The following is an 18,893-nucleotide window of genomic DNA, read 5'->3' on the forward strand; positions in this document are numbered from 1 at the left end:
CTTGGTGCTCAGGAGGCGAAGAGTCGTGTCGGCCAGGCGGCGTGCTGCTGTGCGGTGATGTCGAGTAGCGGTGCGGAGGCGGCGGGCAGCGCGTCGAGACCCTCGTCGGGGATGCGTGCAGCGGCTGCCGCAGCTGCGGCGGCGGTCCGGTCGAGGTCGGGGGTGAGGCGGGCGAGGACCGCGACGGCATCGAAGGGGTCCAGGCTCAGGAGCCGGACCGTCGCCGTGGCCGGACCGCTGACGGCTTCATACGCCACTGCGTACGCGGCATCCAGCGGGGTCAGCCCGGCGGACCGTGCGGCCAGCCCCAGCACCACCGGCTGATGCGCGCCCCGCGGCCGGGCCGCGGCCAGTGCGTCGAGCTCGGCCGATGGCCAGGTTGCGCGGGCGGCCCGCATCATCTGCCGCCCCAGCTTGCGGGCGGTGGTCCGTAGCGCCAGGACGGGGGTACGGGCGTCAGCGGCCTCGTCGATCGCCACCGGATCATGGCCCGCAGCGGCCGCGGCGGCCAGCGCCGCAGCCACCAAGCCTGCGGTGTGCAGCCGCCCGCGGCAGAATTCCTCCAGCGAGTGCGCGTCCTTGACAAGGCCCGCTGCCACGGCGGGTTCGGCCCCGCCGGAATGCGCGTGCCCTCCGGCGGGGAACCGGCCATCGGCCAGGACGAGCAGTGCGGCGCGGCTCATCTTTCGCAGTTCACCTTCCCTCATCCGGCCACACGTAGCCGGCCGCAGTGTCGATGCCTTCCCTTGCCCGGAAAGAGCTCAGAAGAGGAAGTAGCGCTGAGCCATGGGGAGTTCACGGGGGTAGTTCCGCTCGACGATCTTGCCTTCGACGGATGTCGTCACGTCCTCCACCCTCGCTCCGCCGGCGATCACATCGAAGGTGTCGGGGTCGATCCGGACGTCGGGGGTGGCGTCGTTCTCCTTCATGTCCGCCTTGCGGACACCACGCGTGCAGCTGATCGCCTTGAATCGCTTGCCCAGTGCGAGGCGCTCGGGCAGTCCGTCGTCGATGGCGCGTTGGGTGACGAAGTTGAAGGACGTGGAGCCAGGCGCCTGGCCGGTGGCGGCCCACATGGGGCGGGGCAGGACCGGCTGCGGGGTGGGGATGGACGCGTTGGCGTCGCCGACCTGCGCATACGCGATCTGTCCGCCCTTGATGACCTGGTGCGGTTTGACCCCGAAGAACTTCGGCTCCCACAGCACCAGATCGGCCAGCTTGCCGGGTTCCACCGATCCGACCACCGCATCGATGCCCTGGGCGATCGCCGGGTTGATGGTGTACTTCGCGACGTACCTGCGGGCACGCCTGTTGTCGGCTCCCTTGCCGCCAGTCGGCCGCTCGCCCTCCGGCAGCCTGTCACCTTCCAGGAAACCCCGGCGCACCTTCATGACGTGCGCGGTCTGCCAGGTGCGCGTGATCATCTCACCAATGCGGCCCATGGCCTGGGCGTCGGAGGACATGATCGAGATGGCACCGAGGTCGTGCAGGATGTCCTCGGCGGCCATCGTGGAAGGGCGGATCCGGGAGTCCGCGAAAGCGAGATCCTCCGGGATTTCCGGGTTGAGGTGATGGCAGACCATCACCATGTCGAAGTGCTCCTTGACCGTGTTGACGGTCAGCGGCCGGGTGGGATTGGTGGAGGCGGGCAGGACGTTCGGCTCGCTCACCATCTTGATCATGTCGGGGGCGTGGCCACCGCCGGCCCCCTCGACATGGAAGACGTGGAGGGAGCGGCCGCCGATCGCCGTAATGGTGTCATCGACGAAGCCCGCCTCGTTCAACGAGTCCGCGTGCAGAGCGAGTTGGACGCCGGTCTCCTCGCAGACCTCCAGGCACTTCTTGAGGACGGCAGGGGTGGCACCCCAGTCTTCGTGGATCTTGAAGCCGATGACGCCCGCGTCCACTTGGTCGTACATGGACCGCTCGGACATGGTGGCGCCCTTGCCGAGCAGACCGATATTGACCGGGAAGGCATCCAGCGCCTCGAAGGTGCGGGCGATGTGCCAGGAGCCAGGCGTGACGGTGGTGGCGGTGCTGCCCTCCGCCGGCCCGGTTCCGCCGCCGATGAGGGTGGTGACACCGGCAGCCAGCGCCTCACCGACCTGGTCGGGACAGATGAAGTGGACGTGTGTGTCGACGCCCCCGGCGGTCAGGATCCGCCCATTGCCCGCGATGACCTCGGTGTCGGGACCGATGACGAAATCCGCGGGCACCGGACCGACGCCGTTGTGGATGCCGGCCCCCTCGTGGAGACGGTTCATGGTCTCGTCGTTGTACGCCTTGCCGAGCGCGAGGATGCGGCCGTTGCGGAGGGCGACATCGGCCTTGACGACACCCCAGTGATCGAGGATGACGGCGCCGGTGATGACAGTGTCGGGCGGCAGCTCGACGGCCTCGCCGGGGTCGCCGTCAGCGGGCCCGTCAGACGCAGCCGACTCGTCAGAGCCACTGTCGCTGCCCTCGTCGGGGCTCCCGGGCTCGTCCGCGATGTCCGTTCCGCGTGGCCGGGTGGACTGGCCCATCGACTCGCGGATCACCTTGCCGCCGCCGAAGACCATCTCGTTCCCGCTGCGGCCCGGGCCGCCCGACCAGTCGTCCTCGATCTCGATCCGCAGCTCCGTATCCGCGAGGCGGATACGGTCGCGGGTCGTCGGGCCGAAGCGGTCCGCGTACTCAGCGCGGGTCAGGGCGTTGGGGGGCTTGGGCTTCTGAGGGCCCTGCGTGCACTCAGTCATCGAGCTCCTCCCAGTCCTCGTCGAATTCTCCGCGGGTGTCGTCCAGTGAGCCGTCGATCTTTTCCGGCAGACCGTCGGTCGTGCCGCGCAGCCCGTGGACCACCCGCTTGCCTTCGATGGGAACGAGGTCCACGGGTTCCTCGATGTTGGGCTCGAAGCGCACCGAGCTGCCGGCAGGGACATTCAGGCGCTTGCCCCAGGCTTCCCTGCGGTTGAACTTCAGCCCGGCGTTCGCATCGGCGAAGTGGTAGTGGGACCCCACCTGGACGGGACGGTCCGTCGGATTCCTGACCTTCAGGCGGGTGACCTCACGCCCCTCGTTGAATTGCACGAACTCGTCGTCCTCCGCCGGGGAGAAATCCACCTTCCCCGGGGAAACGATTCCCGCCTCGTCCTCGCCCACCTCCGGGAAGGGTTCGTGGATGGTGACCAGCTTCGTGCCGTCGGGGAACGTGGCTTCCACCTGCACGTACTTGATCATCTCCGGGACGCCTTCCATGACCTCGTCCCGGGTCAGCAGCTTCCGCCCCGACGACATGAGGTCGGCGACGGTTCTCCCTTCGCGGGCGCCCTCAAGGACGTGGACGGTCAACAGCGCGACGGTCTCGGGATAGTTGAGCCGAATCCCCCGGGCCCTGCGCTTCTCGGCGACGTCCGCCGCCACATGAATCATCAGGCGCTCTTGTTCGTGTGGAGTCAGGTGCATAGCCCTACCCTGCGTTCGCCCTCCCCAGAGCTCCTGCCCTGGGCATCGATGCCGGGGCCCGGCATGGCCGTCGACAGCCAGGAGACGGCCCCCACGACCTCACTCCCACGCCGCCCGCGCAGCACAGTCTCCTCAACGATCCGGCCCGACCTCGTGAGGACGAACATGGCCACGCGAACGGAGTGGAAAACACCGCGTAGCCGGACCACGCCTGTATGAGCGAGCCGGAAGGATTCTTCTCAAATTTGCGCGGCCCGCTGCTGTATGGCCTGGCCAGTCGGCCACCCACAGGCGACGCCCTCCGCCTCACCTGCATCAGGGATCCGCTGGCGATGCCGCCCCGCCCTGAAAGGCACTGGACGCTCGTAGCCCGGACAGCACCAAGCCCTACTCACGCGCCTTCACTCTTCCGCCTGCCCGCGAGGGACAGCCTGACGGCAACCAGTGGCGTCCTGACGAGGCCCGTGCCCTCCGCGTGCCCTCACGACCGGTAAAGCACGGTCAACACGGGCGCCCCTCGACACTCCCCGCTCGGCCCCACCGGGTCGCGTTTACGCAGGTCAGATGCCCAATGGCCGCTAAAGCCGCCGATGACTCCCAGGCTATGAGCACGGGTTCGATTCCCGTCACCCGCTCCAGACGGAAGCCTCAGGTCAGCGACCTGGAGCCTGCTTGTTGTCCAGACCATCTCCGGGCCGCGCCGCGTGCCATTCGCGTGCCGGAAGCCCCGTCAACTCACCGAGTTGACGGCCGCCGGAGTGGCGCCGCGCACCGGCCACCAGCGCGGCGCCAGCGGTAGATCACGCCCCGGGGCGTTCGACTTGGTGAAGAACGGCGAAGCAGGAGTTCCCAGTTGCCAGGTGAAGCGGCGCAACTCTCAACAATGATCCTCGACCACGCCATCGTGCCGGAGCGGCCTTCCCGAGCAAACCTGATTGCTGACACTCAGAGTCGGAAGGACATGCAACCCGTTGCACCACTTGCATCGTCGACAACCGTGGTTCCAGCCATAATCGGGTGGGAATTGACCGTAGCCACTTAGGTTCCGACAAATCACGTAAGGCGGAAGTGGATGCTCCGCAGTGTGTGGCCCCTGGACCCCAAACAAAGGGCCCTGTATGAAATTAGCGGCGGCGCCACTTCCGTCGGGCGCCTGTGCCGCAACTAACCCTTTGCGTATGGTGACTTGAGACCGCAGAGCGCGGTCGAAGGGAGATGCTCATGCCTACGCAGACCAGCCGCGCATCGCACCACCTTCCTCGCTTCGAAGACGCAGAACCGCTCGGCCCACAGGACGCGGAGTTCGCCAGGGACATCAAGGCCGTGCTGGAGAAGCATGGCAACCTGGACCGGTTCGGTCTGATCCTGTTACACGACCACTTCTCGGTCGACAGCGACGAAGTGCTCGTCGAGACGAACGATCCGCAGGCCCGCACACTCCACGTCGAGGTGGAGAAGAAAGGCGAGACCAAGCACGCCCAGCCGTCGCAGTGGCGGTTCGTCGCGGACTCCGAGGAGGCGACCACCGCACAGAGCGACAGCACCCCCTACGAGGTGCTGATGCTGTGCCTGACGCTTGCCTGCGAGGACCGCTGAGGTCGGGGCGCCCCCGGCGCCAGGACAGCGTGGACGTTCACTCAGAAGCAGTTGTACGGGTGAGATCCAGCGGGGCAAGCGTTGCCTGATCTGGCGCTGGGAGGCGGACCGATACGACGTCCCGCGTCCTTGCAGGGGGAGAGAAAGCGGGCGGCGTCAAGCCATCCAGAAGAAGACCGCCGTCATCCGCTTCTCCTGCAGGGTGGTCCCCCAGTAACGGGTCGCTGTGTGGATCAGGTTGGCGGAGTAGAGCAGCAGGCGGTTGGCGCGGTGCGGGATGCGGACGTCCTCGGTGAAGGAGTCCGGCGCGACGAAGCGGGTGCCGAGGGCGTCGACCAGGTTGTTGTGCGGAGGGGCCACCTGGTTGCCTCCGAGGGTGCCGCCCGGGAGGGACTGCCGGTAGAAGCTGGTGCCGCAGTCCTTGGGGACCAGGGGGTTGAGATAGAGCACGGCCGCGTACCGGCAGAGGTTCCGGGAGTCGGTGTGGGGGCGGGGCTCACACTCGCCCTCGCCGACGACCTGGACGCAGTTGTGGTTGACGGTGCCGCCGCCCGTGGGGCGTTCGGCCCAGATCTTCGGGGCGCCGGTCGCCTTTCGCACCAGCTTCTCGACATGGGCGAGTTCACCGGGTTCGAGCGCCGGCATGGTGCGCAGACCCGGCCAGCTCTCGGGTTTGTGGGGGTAGCCCTCGGTCCAGTCGTTCCTGGCCAGACAACGCTCCCGCACGGCATCGGGGTCCGGCAGTACGTCGTCCAGCAGCCAGTAGTCCCGGCCGCGGGTCGGCTTGCGGTACGGGAGCACGGGCAGGGTCGAGGTTCGTAGAGGCATGGAGGGAACGTAGTTCGCGCCCCGCCAAGGGCTCGCCACCCAAGCGGCAACCTTCGGTCAAGGGTTGCTCATCCCGCGCTTGACCCTCCGCGCAGGTGAGCAGGACGCACACTTCTCCGAAGCGTCACATCGTGGTTCTGGCTCCACTGAGACGGAGAGGCCGCTCAACGCTGCTGCCATACCAGCGTGTAGCGCCAGAACAGCCGACGCCGCAGTCGTGCCCCGGGCAGGACCGCACGGGCCTTGCGGAGGATGTCGGGAAAGCCCATGTCCGCTGGTCGGGTCAAGGCCGTCATCGAGGCCGGACGAGGTGCGGGACGGCCCTTGTTCTTGAGCCAGCCCGTGGCGGCGTTGAGTGGGCCGGCGGCGGCTCCGAGCAGATAGTCGACTGGGGTTGTCGGGAGCGACAGCCCAAGAATTACGAGGGTTCCTCCGGGCGCCAGGTGCTGGCGGAAGGTGGTGAGAGCGCGGGTGAACGGCAGATGGTGGATCACGGCGACGCAGGTGATGACGTCGTAGGTGTCGGCGGGAATTCCGGTCAGCGCGTCTGCGGTCGTGAAGGTGACAGGCGTTGCCGGCGGGGTCAGCTCCTGTGCCCGGGCGATGATTTTCGAGTCGGTGTCGATTCCGTGCACCTTGGTGGCGCGCGTGGCCAAGAGCCTTGCCAGGTCGCCACTGCCGGAGCCCACGTCCAGGGCGCTGTCGAAGCGTTGGGGTAGCTGCCGCAGGATCCAGGGGTGGTAGTGGGCGTTGTGGTCCCAAGGGTGGGCACCATTGAACTGGTCAAGTGCCCGGAGGAAGCGATGCGGCAGTGTCGTCATGCCGTCACTCTCGCCTATGGCGTTCACGTGCGACAGCGCCAACGTGCCCTGCTGCGCGTACAGTTACGCCGTCCTGCTGCGAACGTGTGCCGGCGGTGCGCCCTGAACGATGGCGCCCTCACCAGCTTCGACCGCGCCAACGGCACCCGGCTGTTGTGTCCTCAGGCCGGCGCGTCCAGAAACGGAACGACCATCCTGGCCAGGAGGGGAGAGTGCAGGATGTCGTAGTGCGTGGCGCCCGGCAGGATGGCCAGTCGAGCTGCCGGGCGATCGAATCCGTCCCAGCCGGCGTCATGTTCGCCGCCGCCGAGGAGGGCGTAGAACTCGACTGCATGCGCGGGCCGTACCGCGTCGGCGTCGGCGAAGACCAGCATCGTCGGCGCGGTGATGGTCGCTACGTCGGACGTCCAGTCGTAGTCCTGCTTTTTCAACTCGGCGATCTTGCCGACCAGCACCGGCCAGTCCTGCGGCCGGGGCGCCAGCCGCGCGTAGAGCTCATGGACAGGGGCCTGCTCCATGGGCTCGGCGGCTTCCGCGCTCATCCGGTCCATCGCGGCCACCACCTCCGGGAACCAGCCGTCCCGCCGGGCAGGGGTGGATACCACCACCAGTCGGCGCACCAGCGCGGGATGCTGGATTGCGGTACGCAGGGCTACGTCGGCGCCCAGGGAGTAGCCCATCACGTCGGCCTGCCCCAGTCCGAGGTGCTTGATCAGCTCGGCGATGTCGTCCGCCATCAATTCCGGCTGCAGCGGACGGTCGATGTCCGCCGTGCGCCCATGCCCTTGCAGGTCGACCAGGACGACCCGGCGCTGCTCGGCCAGGGCGGGCAGGACGGGCACGAACGTCTCGCCGGCCCCGAAGCCACCATGGAGCAACATCAGCGGTTCACCCGGGCCGGAACCGTGACCCTCGAAGTACAGGGACAGCCCGTTGATCTCCGCGTAGCCCATCGCCGCACCCTTCTCCACATCGCACGGTGCCGAGGGGGGACCGTATCGGCCGTCCGAAGGCATCGGGTCATTCCCAGGACGTCATCCATTCCGCGGGGGGCGGCTGGTCAGCCGCCGGCCGGCACGACGTTGGTGGCCGCCACCGCGGGGCGCAGGGCCCGGGCGAGCTTGACGCCGTCGCCGACGGCCCAGAAGTGGGTGAAGAACAGGCGGGGTTCGTCGGTCAGACCGTGGTTGTGCAGCTCGACGAGCTCGGCTCCGGCACGGCGCAGGGCCACCAGGACGTCTTGGACCTCCTTGGCGATCAGGGCGCAGTCGCCGCTGACCGCCGCCCAACCGGCGCCCAGCGGCTGGAAGTTGAACGCGCTGGTCGATCCCAGGCCCGGAGGGAGTACCAGGCCGCCATCGGTGATGGTCTCGCGTCGGACGAAGATGGACTTGTAGATTCCGTCATCGATGGTGCCCTTGACGCCCAGCGCGGCATCGATGCCGGCGGTATCCAGGTCGACTGACTGCGGCGGATCGGACGGCAGCGGGCCCGGGGTGCCGGTGCTGTCGAATGCCGCGCGCAGGCCGCGGGCAATGGCCACCGGGTCGTGGCCGTGCGCATGGACGTGGATCCACCAGATGTCGGGAGTCTGGGAGAGCAGATGCTTGTGAATCGCAGTCTGCTGGATCCCGTGCTCGTGCAGGATATCGGTGAACTCCTGCAGTTCGCGTTCGGTGACCACCACATCGCCCATCAACAGCGTGCCGCCGTCGGCGTAACGGACGAAGGACACATGCGAGCCCAGGGCGAGGGCCGGTTTGATGGTGATCCTGCGGGACACCACCCGGAGGTCCCGACGGGGGAGACCGGTGTGGTACATCAAATTTCGCTTCATTTCGCCGGTGCGACCCAGCTCCTGAGCCACGGCCGTCCAGTCCGACAGAGCGGTGGGCACCGGCTCGACCAGCCCGGGACTGCTCTCCCCGGCCGCCCCAGTCGCGCCAGGGGCCATGGCACGAGCGGAGCTCGGCGCGCCTGCCAGCATCGGCGCCAGGGCTGCCGCTGCCAGCACGCGCCGTCGCGGCGCACTTGCTCGCGCGTAGGTGTCCTGCTGTCGTTCTCGGTCTCCAGCGGTCACGTGAGCACCTCCATGACGCGATGGAAGCACGGCGGGCCGGAGACCCCGTCATTGTCGTCACGGCTTGGGGCCAGCTGGGCTAAGCAGTCGTCGCGACGGGTGAAACGGACGGGTGCGGGAGGGGTCCGCCGCCCTCGCTCGCGGCTCGTACGCGGACGTCGACATCGTCCCGGGTACGGTCCCCCGCCGACCGCTCATGTGTCGCCCCGCAGCCGTGCTGCGGTGACGTGGTGCAGGTGGATCAGGATGTCGTAGCTGCGGCCGAGCGCGATGTCGTACGGGCCGGCCGGGTAGGCGGTGCCGATGCTGCGTGTCGGCCGGGCCGCGGCCAGCCCATGCGCGGGCCGGTGAGCCGACCGTACGCAGGTCGGCCGCGTAGTTCCGGTACCGCACGCGGTCCGAGGTGCGCTCGTTGCTGCCGGGGCCCGCCGGGCCGAATGTCCGCCGGTGGATCGCGCCGTCGGTCCCCGTGGCGTTGAACGAACCCTGGTCGAAGGTCAGGCCCACGTTCACCTAGGCCGGCCCGAAGCTGTCGCGCAGGAACGCGCCCTGCATCCGGGGCTACTGAGCGGGCTCCGGTGTCTGATGGGCGACGTGGCCGTTATGCGCCGCCAGCAGCATCTTGGTTCCCGTGTGCTGCTGCCACCAGACCACGTTGGCCGCCATCGCCCGGTCGCGGTAGCGCATGCTCGCGGCGCGCTGTGCAGGGTCGTCGAAGTCGAAGGGGTACTGACGGGCGGTCCGGTCGATGGCCCTCGCATTCTGCACGGCCCGGTCGAACGCCGTCCGGTCCGCGCCCGGAGACCGGCGCGTCAGCAACCGAAGTGCTCGGCCGGTCCGGTCCGCCGTCTCCTTGCGCGCGGCGTACGGCGTGTCTAGATAGTGCTTCATGTACGTCCCCGTCGCGACGGTGGGACGCAGCCCTCGGTAGAGCTCGGCGAAGCGGGCGTTCAGCTCCGGGCGGGTGCGGGCCACATAGCCGGTGACCGCGTCGTACACCTCCGGTCCGGTCCAGCCGACGTCGTCGCCCATGAAGCGGACCGGGTCGTGCGGGTGGCGGACGTTGTACGCGCGCATCCACTCGATGAGCCGCAGATAGTCGGTGTTGTTCCACCACAGGTAGTCACTCTGGAACTCGTCGCTCATGATGCGGCCGGGGTCGCCCGTTCCGTGCAGCACACAGTCGTTGAGGCGCAGGCCGGTGCTCCAGCCGGCCTCCAGAGCGAGGGTGCGAAAACCCTTCTCCTCAACGAGGTGACGGAAGATGCGGCTCTTCAGGGCGAAGAAGTCGTGCGAGCTGTGGGTGGCTTCGCCGATACCGACGACCCGGGCGTCGCCGATCATGCGGTCGAGAGGACGCAGTTCGTCGGTGTCGCCCTGCGGTTCGACGGTCCGTAAGGGATGGGCGCTTCGGTTGAGGGCATCGACAATCCGGGCGGTGGAGCCCGGGATGCTCCCAGGCCCACCGGCTGACCTGCCGCACAGCGTCGACCGCGCTTACGCTCATGCTTCCGCTAAGGCAGGTTCGTTGCCTTGCGGTGGTCGACAACCGAGTCGGGTCCCGGCGTCATAATCGTCTCGTGACCGTTCTCCGCGCGCACGCGGTATGGCGGCGTTCCGTCCGGGCCCAGCACCTCGACGATCTCTACGACGCGGTCATGCTTCCCGACCACCCGGCCGTGGACCACGAGACGGTCCCCTTTGCTGGCATGCACTGTCGCGACTCCTCTCAGCACCACCATGGGACCGGCTCTCGGGCCCACGGAGCCGACTCAAGCACACAGGAATGGAGAGATCACGCAGAATCACCATACTTGCCCAGAAGCACCGTTCCCGCGACGGCAAGACGGCGACCGCGGGCGGACGCATTCGCCGACCGCATCCGTACCCAAGGGCGGCGCGTAAAGGCGCTCTCCGTGAGTGACGTGCGTCCCGTACACGGGTCATCCGGTGGGCTGTCCCGTCGGCGCGCATCAAGGGGCGGTGCCTTGTCGGCCGGGCTCAGGCGGTGTGAGCGGGGCTCGGGTCAGGGAGGGCGTCGGCCGGCCAGAGGGTGTCGGGGAAGACGGCGTCGTCGGAGTCGGTGTCGGGCATGAGGGTCGTGAGCAACTGCTCGGCGATCTTGGCGTTGTCTATGGCGCGGGGCAGCATGACGCTTTCGTAGGCATCGAGGGCCTCGTCGATGGTGGGGTGGCCGATGACGGCTTGGGCGAGTTCGGCACCGTCGAGCAGAGCGAGGTTGGCGCCGACCCCGACGGGCGGCATCAGGTGGGCGGCGTCGCCGAGCAGGGTGATGCCGGGGACGCGCTGCCAGGTGTGAGGAACGGGCAGGACGAACATGGGCCGGTTGACGAAACCGCCCTCGTTGTCGCGCACGATGTCCAGCAGGCTCTCGTGCCAGCCCTGGTACTGGGCGAGGAGGCGGGTGCGTACGGCTTCGGTGTCGGCGAGGTCGAGGCCGGCGTGCCAGTCCTGGGGGCCGCGGAAGTTGAGGTAGGCGCGGACGTGCCCGTTGCTGTTGCGCTGCAGCACCAGGCTGCGGCGGCCCGCCTTGGCCGACATGGTGCCGGCGCCGACCAGGTGGGCGATGCCGGGGTGACGGTGGTCGACGTCGTCGAAGTGGGCTTCCACCATCGTGACACCGGCATAGGAAGGTTGGGCGTCGGAGAGCGCGGGGCGTACCTGGGACCAGGCGCCGTCCGCGCCGATGACCAGGTCGAAGTCCTCGGCGGTGCGGTCGTGGTGGTGCAGCCGGGCGCCGCTGTGGGGTAGCGGGGTGACCGCCCTTACGCCGTGGCCCCAGCGGACCGTGCCGGGGGCGAGGGAGTCCAGCAGGAGGGTGCGCAACTGGCCGCGGTCGATCTCGGGCCGGCTCAGATCACCCTCGGCGGCCTGGTCGTGGCGTATCAGGGTGGCGTGGCGGTCGTACAGGCGCCACTCCTGGCCCTCCGCCCGGGAGAGCGCGAGGAAGGAGTCGAACACCCCCGCTGCGCGCAACGCGGCCTGACCGGTCTCCTCGTGGATGTCGAGGGTGCCGCCCTGCTGGCGGGAGTGGGGGTCGGCCTCCCGCTCGAAGACCGTGACCGGCACGCCGTGCCGCTGGAGGACGCGTGCACAGACGAGGCCGCCTGGGCCGGCGCCGACGATCGCGATACGAGGGGTCATGGGCATGGGGTCGGGCTCCGTTTCGCGGGTGACGGCAGGCGGGAACGCGGTGCGGCCTCCGGGAGTGTGACGCCGGTCAGCCGGACTCGCCCTCCACGGAAGCACAGCCGCTCCAAAAGTACAACTGCTCCGATTTTCCATCCGTTCGCCTTTACGATCGAATCGCCTCAAGGGGGTAGGGTGGGGGCATGGCCGAGACGACGACAGGGCGCCGCGAGCGCAAGAAGGCCCGGACCAGGCAGGCCCTGGCGGATGCCGCGCTGCGGCTGTTCACCGAACGCGGCTTTGACAACGTCGGTGTGCGCGAGGTGGCAGAGGCGGCCGATGTCTCGCTGAGCACGCTCTTCAAGCACTTCCCCAACAAGGAAGCCCTCGTCTTCGATCTGGACGCGGACATCGAGAGCGCCCTGGTCGCCGCCGTTCGCGACCGAGCCCCCGGCCAGCCCGTGCTGCACGCCCTGCGCGACCACATGGTGCACACCCGAACCGCCGTCCCGACCGACGACCCCTTTTTCGTCCTCGTCGAATCCACCCCCGCGCTGCGGGACTACGCCCGGCTCATGTGGTCGCGCCACGAGAAGGCACTGGCCGCCGCCCTCGCCGATGCCACCGGGCTTGCCCCGGACGCCCCCGCCGTCACGGGCCTGGCACGCTTCGCCTTGGAAGCCCCCGGCATCGCCAGCGCAAGCGAAGACCCGGCCCGGACCATGCGCGAGCTGTTCACCCTGCTGGAACACGGCTGGGCCACCACCCTCCTGGCGCAACAGGAGGGCCGCCCCGGTCAGGACGGGTGACCTGGGCCGGATGCCGCATCACGGCGCCGCCAGCAGCCCCTTCGGGGGCCTACTCGTTCCGCCACCCACTCCCGCGTGAGGCGCTCACTCGCAGCCGCTCGCTCGCCATGTGTCGCACTCAGGCCCGCCGGATTTCGCGGTCATCGGCCAGAGACTGCTTGGCGTGCCCGGGCGTCTCCGGACGTCTACGGACGCCGCCGCCGGCCACCGAGGACGGCAGTCACCACATGCCCCCACCCCAAGACCGTCATACGGCGCGCCAGCCGGACCAACGGGACACCACGATTTCCACCACTGGCCCCGCGGGCGGGCGATCGGCGTACTGCTGCCCGTACTTCTCCGCCAGGAGGCGTACGTACCCCGCGGAAGCCGTCGAGGTCTCGGCCGGTGGCAGTACGGTGGCCGTGCCATCCGCCCGTGCCCACCACAGGAGGTCCCAGTCCTCGTCGTAGACGTCGACGAGAAGGCAAACCTCCGGGTGAGCACGGATGTTGGCCAACCGCTTCAGCTGGGACGAACGCTTCGGCTTGTGGTCGACGGCGAACACCACGGTGTCACCGGTCAACGCGAACACGACGGGGACCAGGTGCGGGCGGCCGGCGTCGTCGATGGTCGCGAGGTGGGCGACCCGGGCCCGGGCGAAGCGCTCGCGGGCCTCGCCGGTTGTCATTGCCGGCACTGCGGCTCCTGGCGGTTCACTGGAAGCGTCGCGTGAGGTCGGCGAGCTGGTCGAGGTACGGAAGCGTCTCGGCCTCCGGCTTCGTCGGCACGTAGAACAGCAGCCGCTCCACGCCGAGTTGTGTGTACTGCTCGATGAGCTCGGGGTTGTTCGGGACCGCGTAGACCGTCACCGGGACGTTCCGGCCCGCGATGCTCCGCATCCGGTCGATCTGCGGACCCAATTCTTCGGGCGGGCCGCTGATGGCCAGCCAGGCGTCGCCGAGTGCGGCGACTCGCGGGAACGCTCCCTCGCCGCCGCCCACATAGATGGGCGGGTGGGGCCGCTGGAGCGGCTTCGGCCAGGAGTAGACGGCGTCGAAGTCGACGAACTCCCCGTGGAACTCGGCCTTTTCCGCCGTCCACAGCTCCCGCATGGCCCGCAGCCGCTCGTCCACGAGACGGCCCCTGGTGCGCGGATCCGTGCCGTGGTTCTCCATCTCCTCCCTGTTCCAGCCGACACCGACCCCGAAGATTGCCCGCCCGCCGGAGACCAGATCCAGGGATGCCACCTCCTTGGCCGTGGTGAGGGGGTCCCGCTGGGCCACCAGAGCGATGCCGGTACCCAGCAGGAGGCGCTCGGTCACCGCGGCGGCCGCGCTGAGCGCGACGAACGGGTCGAGGGTCCGGTAGTAGATGTCCGGCAGCTCGCCGCCGCCCGGGTACGGCGTACGGCGAGACACCGGGATATGTGTGTGCTCGGCGATGAACAAGGAGTCGAGCCCGCGCTCCTCGATGGCACGGCCGAGCGCGGTCGGCGCGATGCCCTGGTCGGTGAGGAAGGTGGATACACCGAACTTCACAGTGACTCCTTCGGTTCCGGGTGTGCGGTTTCGCGGCCCATGGCGAGGTACCCCGATGGGACCCGGCACAACAGTCCGTGCGCCCGAACGGTGCACGGTGTGGCCCTTCTGCCGCCGTTCTAGCAGGTTGCTGGATCTGGCCCATCCGGCCGGCGGGAACGACGGGAGGTATCTCGCCGACCACCGCTCCTTCACCCCGCCGTGCACCGAGCTACGGTGGCCTCGACGATCAAGGCCAGATGATTCGGATCATCTCGGCGGGCACCGGCAGGCACCGGCGGGCAACACCGACGGGCCGGAACATGGCAGTGCGCCGCAGGGCAGGAACCTTGCGGCGCACCGTGGTGGGTGGCCGGTGCGGCGGTATCAGCTCACCGGCCTGTCAAGGCCGGTCAGTGGCCGTGACCGTGGTGACCGTGGTGACCGCCGTGGCCTCCCCAGCGTCCCCAGCTTTCGATGTCGACGATGCGACGGTGGTCGTTGCGCAGGGTGGCGGTGTCGTTGTCGTCCCAGACGTAGTTGCGGCGGTCCTGGTAGACGTCCCAGCGGGTGTCGCGACCGATACCGGTGTGCACGCGAACCTGACCGTGCCCGTTCAGCCAGAGGTTGCCGAAGCGGTAGGTGTTGCCGGAGCGGTCCGACAGAGTCCAGCCGCGAAGGTTGACCGGCCGGTGGCTGGTGTTCCGCACCGTCACGTACTCGGCGTTCAGGCTCCGGTTGGAGCGGTCGTCACGCCCGGGGCTGTCGTACTGGATCGCACCGAGAACAACTCCGTGGCGGTAGTGGTGCCGGGCCGGAGCGTGGTGACTGTGGCCGGCCGCGGCGGCCGGGAGAGCAGCGGTGGCGGCAAGAGCTACGGAGCCGAGGACCGCAGCGGCGATGCGTGAAGCGTTACGGAGCACGAAAACCCCCTGGATACGGCGCCCATGACGGTGTCGCCGGAAACCGGATACCCGGCCGGTTTGACCGGGCCCCCACACAGTGACGCCTCGTCACCCCTTGGCAGAAGAAATCCGGTTTGGTGTTACAAAACATGGACATATGCACAACCACACCGCGCCAGGTGCACACTCCCCCGCGCCTACCAGCACAAACGCAACGCCCCCTACATCCACTCAGACGCCCCAAGGGTTACCGCCGGTCTCACGCAGGTCTCACCCACGAGGACCGACCCCGCGATGCGGTGCCCTCACCTCGACGCCGCACAGGCCGGCCGACGACGTAGCCCATTCCTTCGCGGCCACGTGGCCGCCGGCCGGGTGGCCGCTCGGCCGCGCCTGATCCACCTCTCAGCGACGACGCACCGGTCGTCGTTGTGCGCCGGACCAGGGGGCGCGCCGCATGGTTGACCGGGCGCGTCGCCCCACCGCCCACCGCGCATCTCCGCGGCGCGCTGAGCGTCGACGCGTGGAAGGGCTCCCCGTAAAATCCCGCCACGGCCTGCTGCACCGGGCATCACCGGCCGCGCCAACCCAAGCCAGGGAGAACGCGTGTGGGAATCCTTTGCTGACCTGTCCACGCCGCTGGTCGCCGACGCCTGTATGCGCCACGGCGTACCGCTGCGCGCGGCGCCGCCCGGCGTCAAGGCCGTCCTCCCCGGACACCGACTCGCCGGACGTGCGTTGCCGGTACGGCATTACGGCAGCGTGGACGTGTTCCTGGAGGTGCTCGGCCGGGCCGAAGCAGGTGATGTCCTGGTCATCGACAACGGCGGGCGGACGGACGAAGCATGCATCGGCGACCTGGTGGTGCTGGAGGCCGAGGCGGCAGGGGTGGCGGGCCTGGTCGTGTGGGGACTGCACCGGGACACCCCGGAGTTGACGGAAATCGGACTTCCGGTGTTCAGCTACGGTGCCTACCCGCTCGGCCCGGTACGACTGGACGGGCAGGAACCCGAAGCGCTCATGACGGCGCGGTTCGGCTCGCACCTGGTCACCGGCGACGACCTGACCTTCGCAGACGAGGACGGCGTCCTGTTCCTCGCCGCCACGCATGCCGAGGACGTGCTGGCCACCGCACACCAAATCCGGCAGACGGAACGCGAACAAGCCCGCCGCATCCGAGCGGGACGGACGCTGCGCCGGCAAACCGCCTTCGACGACTACCTGGCACAGCGCAGCGCCGACCCCGCCTATACCTTCCGGCGGCATTTGCGCAGCATCGGCGGCGCCATCGAGGAGTAGCGGTAGTCACCTGAGCCCGGATGCCCTCCCCCCGGTATTCCCCTTCCCCGGGATTCCCCGGGATATGGACATTCCCTCGCACCGGGCTCGATCGCTGTCACGCCGCCACGTCGGAACTGGTTCTGGCTCAACAACTGTGGAGTCGTCGCTTTCCGTCACGACAGGAGGACCCGCTTCCGGAGGAGTGGGAATCCGGCTCGGCCGCACATGTCGCCGTTGATGTAGCAGGAGTTGTCAGACGGCTTCTGGCGCAGGGCCTTTTGCCAATGGTTGAGACAGCCTGGTACCTGACGGGCGTTGCCCGGTACCTTCATGTGACGCGAGTGACCTATGAGGTCCGACGCGTCCGGCCGGAAGGTCGGCGCCTACAAGGAGCCGGGGGACGACAACGTGGCAGAAACAGCAGAGGAACTGGGCAGCGGCAGGCCCTTCGTCGTGGAGATCACCGTTCGCGGCTATGAGACGGACACCCAAGGCCATCTCAACCAGGCGGTCTACCTCCAGTACGCCGAGCATGCCCGCTGGTCGCTGCTGCAGGCTGCCGGCATCCGGCAGAGTGCCATGGTGGAGCGGCGGATCGGCCCGGTGACGATCGAGACGACCATCCGCTACAAGCGAGAGCTGAGGGCCGGCGACGAGACCCAGGTCAGCTGTGCGTTCCTGTGGGGCGAGGGCAAGACATTCGTCATCGAGCAGACCGTCACCACGGCGGACGGCATGGTGGCCGCCGAACTGAGCGCCGTGGGCGGCCTGCTCGACCTCGACCAGCGCAAGCTGCTCCCGGACCCGCGGGCGGCCCTCCGGGAACTGGCCACCGAACCGGCGCTGCTGAGCCTGGGCTGAACCCCGCCGACCGCGGGGCGACGGCTGGAGCGGTGGACAGCGGCTTCGGGCGGCCTCCTCAGAGCCATCACCAAGTCGTGAGGTCGAGGTAGCTGGCGCCTGTCTGGTGGCACAGCAGTCATTGCTGGATACGCTCCTACCATGTCTGACTCACCCGATGCCATCGGCGAGCGCAATGCCGATGTGGTCCGCCGCTACCTTCGAGTGTTCGAGACACAGGACGTTGATGAGCTCGCAGAACTCGTCGCCGAGGACGTACTTGTCCATGGAGCCGGCCAGCACGTGCGGGGGCGGCGCTATCCGGAGGAGTCGGTCCTGACTCCAGGTCTGTCCAACTGCCGCGTGCGGGTGGACGACCTCTTCGCCGCCGGTGAGCGCGTCACCGTGGCCTTCACCTTGACCTATCACCACGACCGTACCGGGCGCGACCTGACCATGACGGGCGTGAAGTCCTATCGCCTCCGGGAAGGACGGATCGTCGAGTTCTGGGGCGAGACGGACCTGCACGGGCTCCTTCGTCAGGCCGGGCTCGTTCCGGCGCAGATTCCGCCGTTCTGACCCTGACGTTCACAGTCACCGAGGGGAACACGCCACGGATGCGGTAGGCCCGGGAGCCGCTGTTAGCTGACCGGATTACTTACGCCGCGTCGACGATCTGGTGTCGGAGATGGTCGTAGGCCCAGGCGGCGAGGGTGGTGGGAGTAGTGGTCCGGAGGGTGCGGCGCTGTTCGGGGACGAAGTTCTTGCGCAGGCCGGTCGACATTCCGAGCACGGCCTCGACCAATCCGTGGGTCATCCCGGCCTGGTGGAGTTGGGTGCGCATGGCGTCGTCGGGGATCTGTTCGACGTTGATCTGCCGGCCGGTGGCGGCGGTAAGGATGTGGGCGACCTGTCGCCAGGTGAGGTCGGCGGGTCCGTGAACTGCCTGTACGCAGCGTCCGGACCAGGCGGGCGACAGCAGACGGGTGGCGGCGACCTCGGCGATGTCGCGAGGCGCCACCCAGGCCATGGGGTGGTCGAGTGGAAGGATCACCTGGAGGGTGCCGGCGCGCAGGGCATTGAGTTGAAGTTCGAGGTTGGTGAAGAAGTAGCCGCAGCGTAGGTGGGTGACGTCGACGCCCGTGCCATCCAAAGCAGTTTCGGTGTGTGCCAGGCCGTCGATCTCTCCGGCGCCGTGACGTTTCTCGGCGCCGACGCTGCTTTGGAAGACGACGCGGCCGATCCGGTTCTCGGTGACGGCACGGACCACGCTGCTGGTGGCGCGGACGTAGTCGGCGAGAGGATCCTCGCTGCCGGTGGTCGGGTCCACCCAGAACAGTGCGTCAATGTCTTCCGTGGCGGCCACCACCGTGTCGGCATCGTACTGGTCGACCTGCACAGCATCCACCTCGTCTTGTACCTCGGGGGTCAGGCGGGCGGGCTCGCGCAGCAAGACGCGCGGCCGGACCCCGGCGCGGACCAGCGTGGCGACGACGTGGCGACCGACGTTGCCGGTCGGGGTAGTGACAGCGATCTGCATGGTTTCCTCTCCTTCGGTGACTCCGAATGCAGGCTAGGAGCAGAGGCGGCCTGAACCTGTCCGCCTCTCCTGGAAGGCTGAGGGTATGGACCTCGACCCG

Annotated in this window: 18 protein-coding genes and 1 pseudogene; 5 read left to right on the forward strand and 14 right to left on the reverse strand. The window is 68.6% G+C overall.

The window, feature by feature from the left end; all coding sequences use genetic code 11:
* Nucleotides 1–8: 8 nt before the first annotated feature.
* From BKA18_RS01145 to BKA18_RS01155, 3 genes are all read right to left on the reverse strand, one after another.
* Nucleotides 9–683 carry an urease accessory protein UreF gene (locus BKA18_RS01145; RefSeq protein ID WP_366043697.1) on the reverse strand — a complete coding sequence of 225 codons (675 nt, stop codon included), beginning with the start codon at nt 681–683 and terminating at the stop codon, nt 9–11.
* A gap of 78 nt (nt 684–761) precedes the next feature.
* Nucleotides 762–2,738, reverse strand: a complete 1,977-nt coding sequence (gene ureC, locus BKA18_RS01150) for an urease subunit alpha (RefSeq protein WP_366043698.1) — start codon at nt 2,736–2,738, stop codon at nt 762–764.
* Nucleotides 2,731–3,444, reverse strand: coding sequence for an urease subunit gamma (locus BKA18_RS01155; protein WP_366043699.1), 714 nt, complete (start codon nt 3,442–3,444; stop codon nt 2,731–2,733). The genes ureC and BKA18_RS01155 overlap by 8 nt, the downstream gene beginning before the upstream one ends.
* Nucleotides 3,445–4,665: 1,221 nt before the next feature.
* Here BKA18_RS01155 and BKA18_RS01160 point away from each other — a divergent pair.
* Entirely contained in the window at nt 4,666–5,040 is a 375-nt protein-coding gene (locus BKA18_RS01160) for a hypothetical protein (RefSeq protein ID WP_366043700.1), read from the forward strand.
* A gap of 156 nt (nt 5,041–5,196) precedes the next feature.
* Here the strand turns inward: BKA18_RS01160 and BKA18_RS01165 are convergent, their stop codons facing one another.
* From BKA18_RS01165 to BKA18_RS01195, 7 genes and pseudogenes are all read right to left on the reverse strand, one after another.
* Complete coding sequence (locus tag BKA18_RS01165; protein WP_366043702.1) at nt 5,197–5,868, reverse strand: DUF6445 family protein; 672 nt, start codon at nt 5,866–5,868, stop codon at nt 5,197–5,199.
* Nucleotides 5,869–6,032: 164 nt separating this feature from the next.
* On the reverse strand, nt 6,033–6,689 hold the full coding sequence (locus BKA18_RS01170; RefSeq protein WP_366043704.1) for a class I SAM-dependent methyltransferase: 657 nt from the start codon (nt 6,687–6,689) through the stop codon (nt 6,033–6,035).
* 161 nt (nt 6,690–6,850) lie between these two features.
* Nucleotides 6,851–7,642 carry an alpha/beta fold hydrolase gene (locus tag BKA18_RS01175; protein ID WP_366043705.1) on the reverse strand — a complete coding sequence of 264 codons (792 nt, stop codon included), beginning with the start codon at nt 7,640–7,642 and terminating at the stop codon, nt 6,851–6,853.
* Between the two features lie 107 nt (nt 7,643–7,749).
* A complete protein-coding gene (locus BKA18_RS01180; RefSeq protein ID WP_366043706.1) occupies nt 7,750–8,643 on the reverse strand; it encodes a DUF1259 domain-containing protein in 894 nt (297 codons plus the stop codon).
* Nucleotides 8,644–8,826: 183 nt separating this feature from the next.
* Nucleotides 8,827–10,113, reverse strand: a pseudogene (locus BKA18_RS01185) (erythromycin esterase family protein).
* 170 nt (nt 10,114–10,283) lie between these two features.
* Nucleotides 10,284–10,484, reverse strand: coding sequence for a DUF1918 domain-containing protein (locus BKA18_RS01190; protein ID WP_366043707.1), 201 nt, complete (start codon nt 10,482–10,484; stop codon nt 10,284–10,286).
* A gap of 286 nt (nt 10,485–10,770) precedes the next feature.
* Nucleotides 10,771–11,940: an FAD-dependent oxidoreductase gene (locus BKA18_RS01195; RefSeq protein ID WP_366043708.1), complete on the reverse strand. Its 1,170-nt coding sequence runs from the start codon at nt 11,938–11,940 to the stop codon at nt 10,771–10,773.
* A gap of 182 nt (nt 11,941–12,122) precedes the next feature.
* Here BKA18_RS01195 and BKA18_RS01200 point away from each other — a divergent pair, with 182 nt between their 5' ends.
* Nucleotides 12,123–12,728 carry a TetR/AcrR family transcriptional regulator gene (locus BKA18_RS01200; RefSeq protein WP_366043709.1) on the forward strand — a complete coding sequence of 202 codons (606 nt, stop codon included), beginning with the start codon at nt 12,123–12,125 and terminating at the stop codon, nt 12,726–12,728.
* A gap of 247 nt (nt 12,729–12,975) precedes the next feature.
* Here BKA18_RS01200 and BKA18_RS01205 read toward each other — a convergent pair whose 3' ends face one another.
* The 3 genes from BKA18_RS01205 to BKA18_RS01215 all read right to left on the reverse strand — a co-directional run bounded on the left by BKA18_RS01205 (nt 12,976) and on the right by BKA18_RS01215 (nt 15,150).
* Nucleotides 12,976–13,407 (reverse strand): TIGR03668 family PPOX class F420-dependent oxidoreductase, encoded by a 432-nt coding sequence (locus BKA18_RS01205; RefSeq protein ID WP_366043710.1) that lies wholly within the window; start codon nt 13,405–13,407, stop codon nt 12,976–12,978.
* Nucleotides 13,408–13,423: 16 nt separating this feature from the next.
* A complete protein-coding gene (locus tag BKA18_RS01210) occupies nt 13,424–14,248 on the reverse strand; it encodes an LLM class F420-dependent oxidoreductase (protein WP_366043711.1) in 825 nt (274 codons plus the stop codon).
* Between the two features lie 392 nt (nt 14,249–14,640).
* Nucleotides 14,641–15,150 (reverse strand): lamin tail domain-containing protein, encoded by a 510-nt coding sequence (locus BKA18_RS01215; protein WP_366043712.1) that lies wholly within the window; start codon nt 15,148–15,150, stop codon nt 14,641–14,643.
* 639 nt (nt 15,151–15,789) lie between these two features.
* Here BKA18_RS01215 and BKA18_RS01220 point away from each other — a divergent pair.
* The 3 genes from BKA18_RS01220 to BKA18_RS01230 all read left to right on the forward strand — a co-directional run bounded on the left by BKA18_RS01220 (nt 15,790) and on the right by BKA18_RS01230 (nt 17,832).
* Nucleotides 15,790–16,431 (forward strand): RraA family protein, encoded by a 642-nt coding sequence (locus BKA18_RS01220; protein ID WP_429638363.1) that lies wholly within the window; start codon nt 15,790–15,792, stop codon nt 16,429–16,431.
* A gap of 330 nt (nt 16,432–16,761) precedes the next feature.
* Nucleotides 16,762–17,274 carry an acyl-CoA thioesterase gene (locus BKA18_RS01225; protein ID WP_366043714.1) on the forward strand — a complete coding sequence of 171 codons (513 nt, stop codon included), beginning with the start codon at nt 16,762–16,764 and terminating at the stop codon, nt 17,272–17,274.
* A gap of 141 nt (nt 17,275–17,415) precedes the next feature.
* Nucleotides 17,416–17,832 (forward strand): ester cyclase, encoded by a 417-nt coding sequence (locus tag BKA18_RS01230; RefSeq protein ID WP_366043715.1) that lies wholly within the window; start codon nt 17,416–17,418, stop codon nt 17,830–17,832.
* A 79-nt stretch (nt 17,833–17,911) separates the two neighbouring features.
* Here the strand turns inward: BKA18_RS01230 and BKA18_RS01235 are convergent, their stop codons facing one another.
* Nucleotides 17,912–18,793: an NmrA family NAD(P)-binding protein gene (locus BKA18_RS01235; RefSeq protein WP_366043716.1), complete on the reverse strand. Its 882-nt coding sequence runs from the start codon at nt 18,791–18,793 to the stop codon at nt 17,912–17,914.
* Nucleotides 18,794–18,893: the final 100 nt, after the last annotated feature.

This window comes from Streptomyces auratus (assembly GCF_050433025.1).
Lineage (GTDB): Bacteria > Actinomycetota > Actinomycetes > Streptomycetales > Streptomycetaceae > Streptomyces > Streptomyces sioyaensis.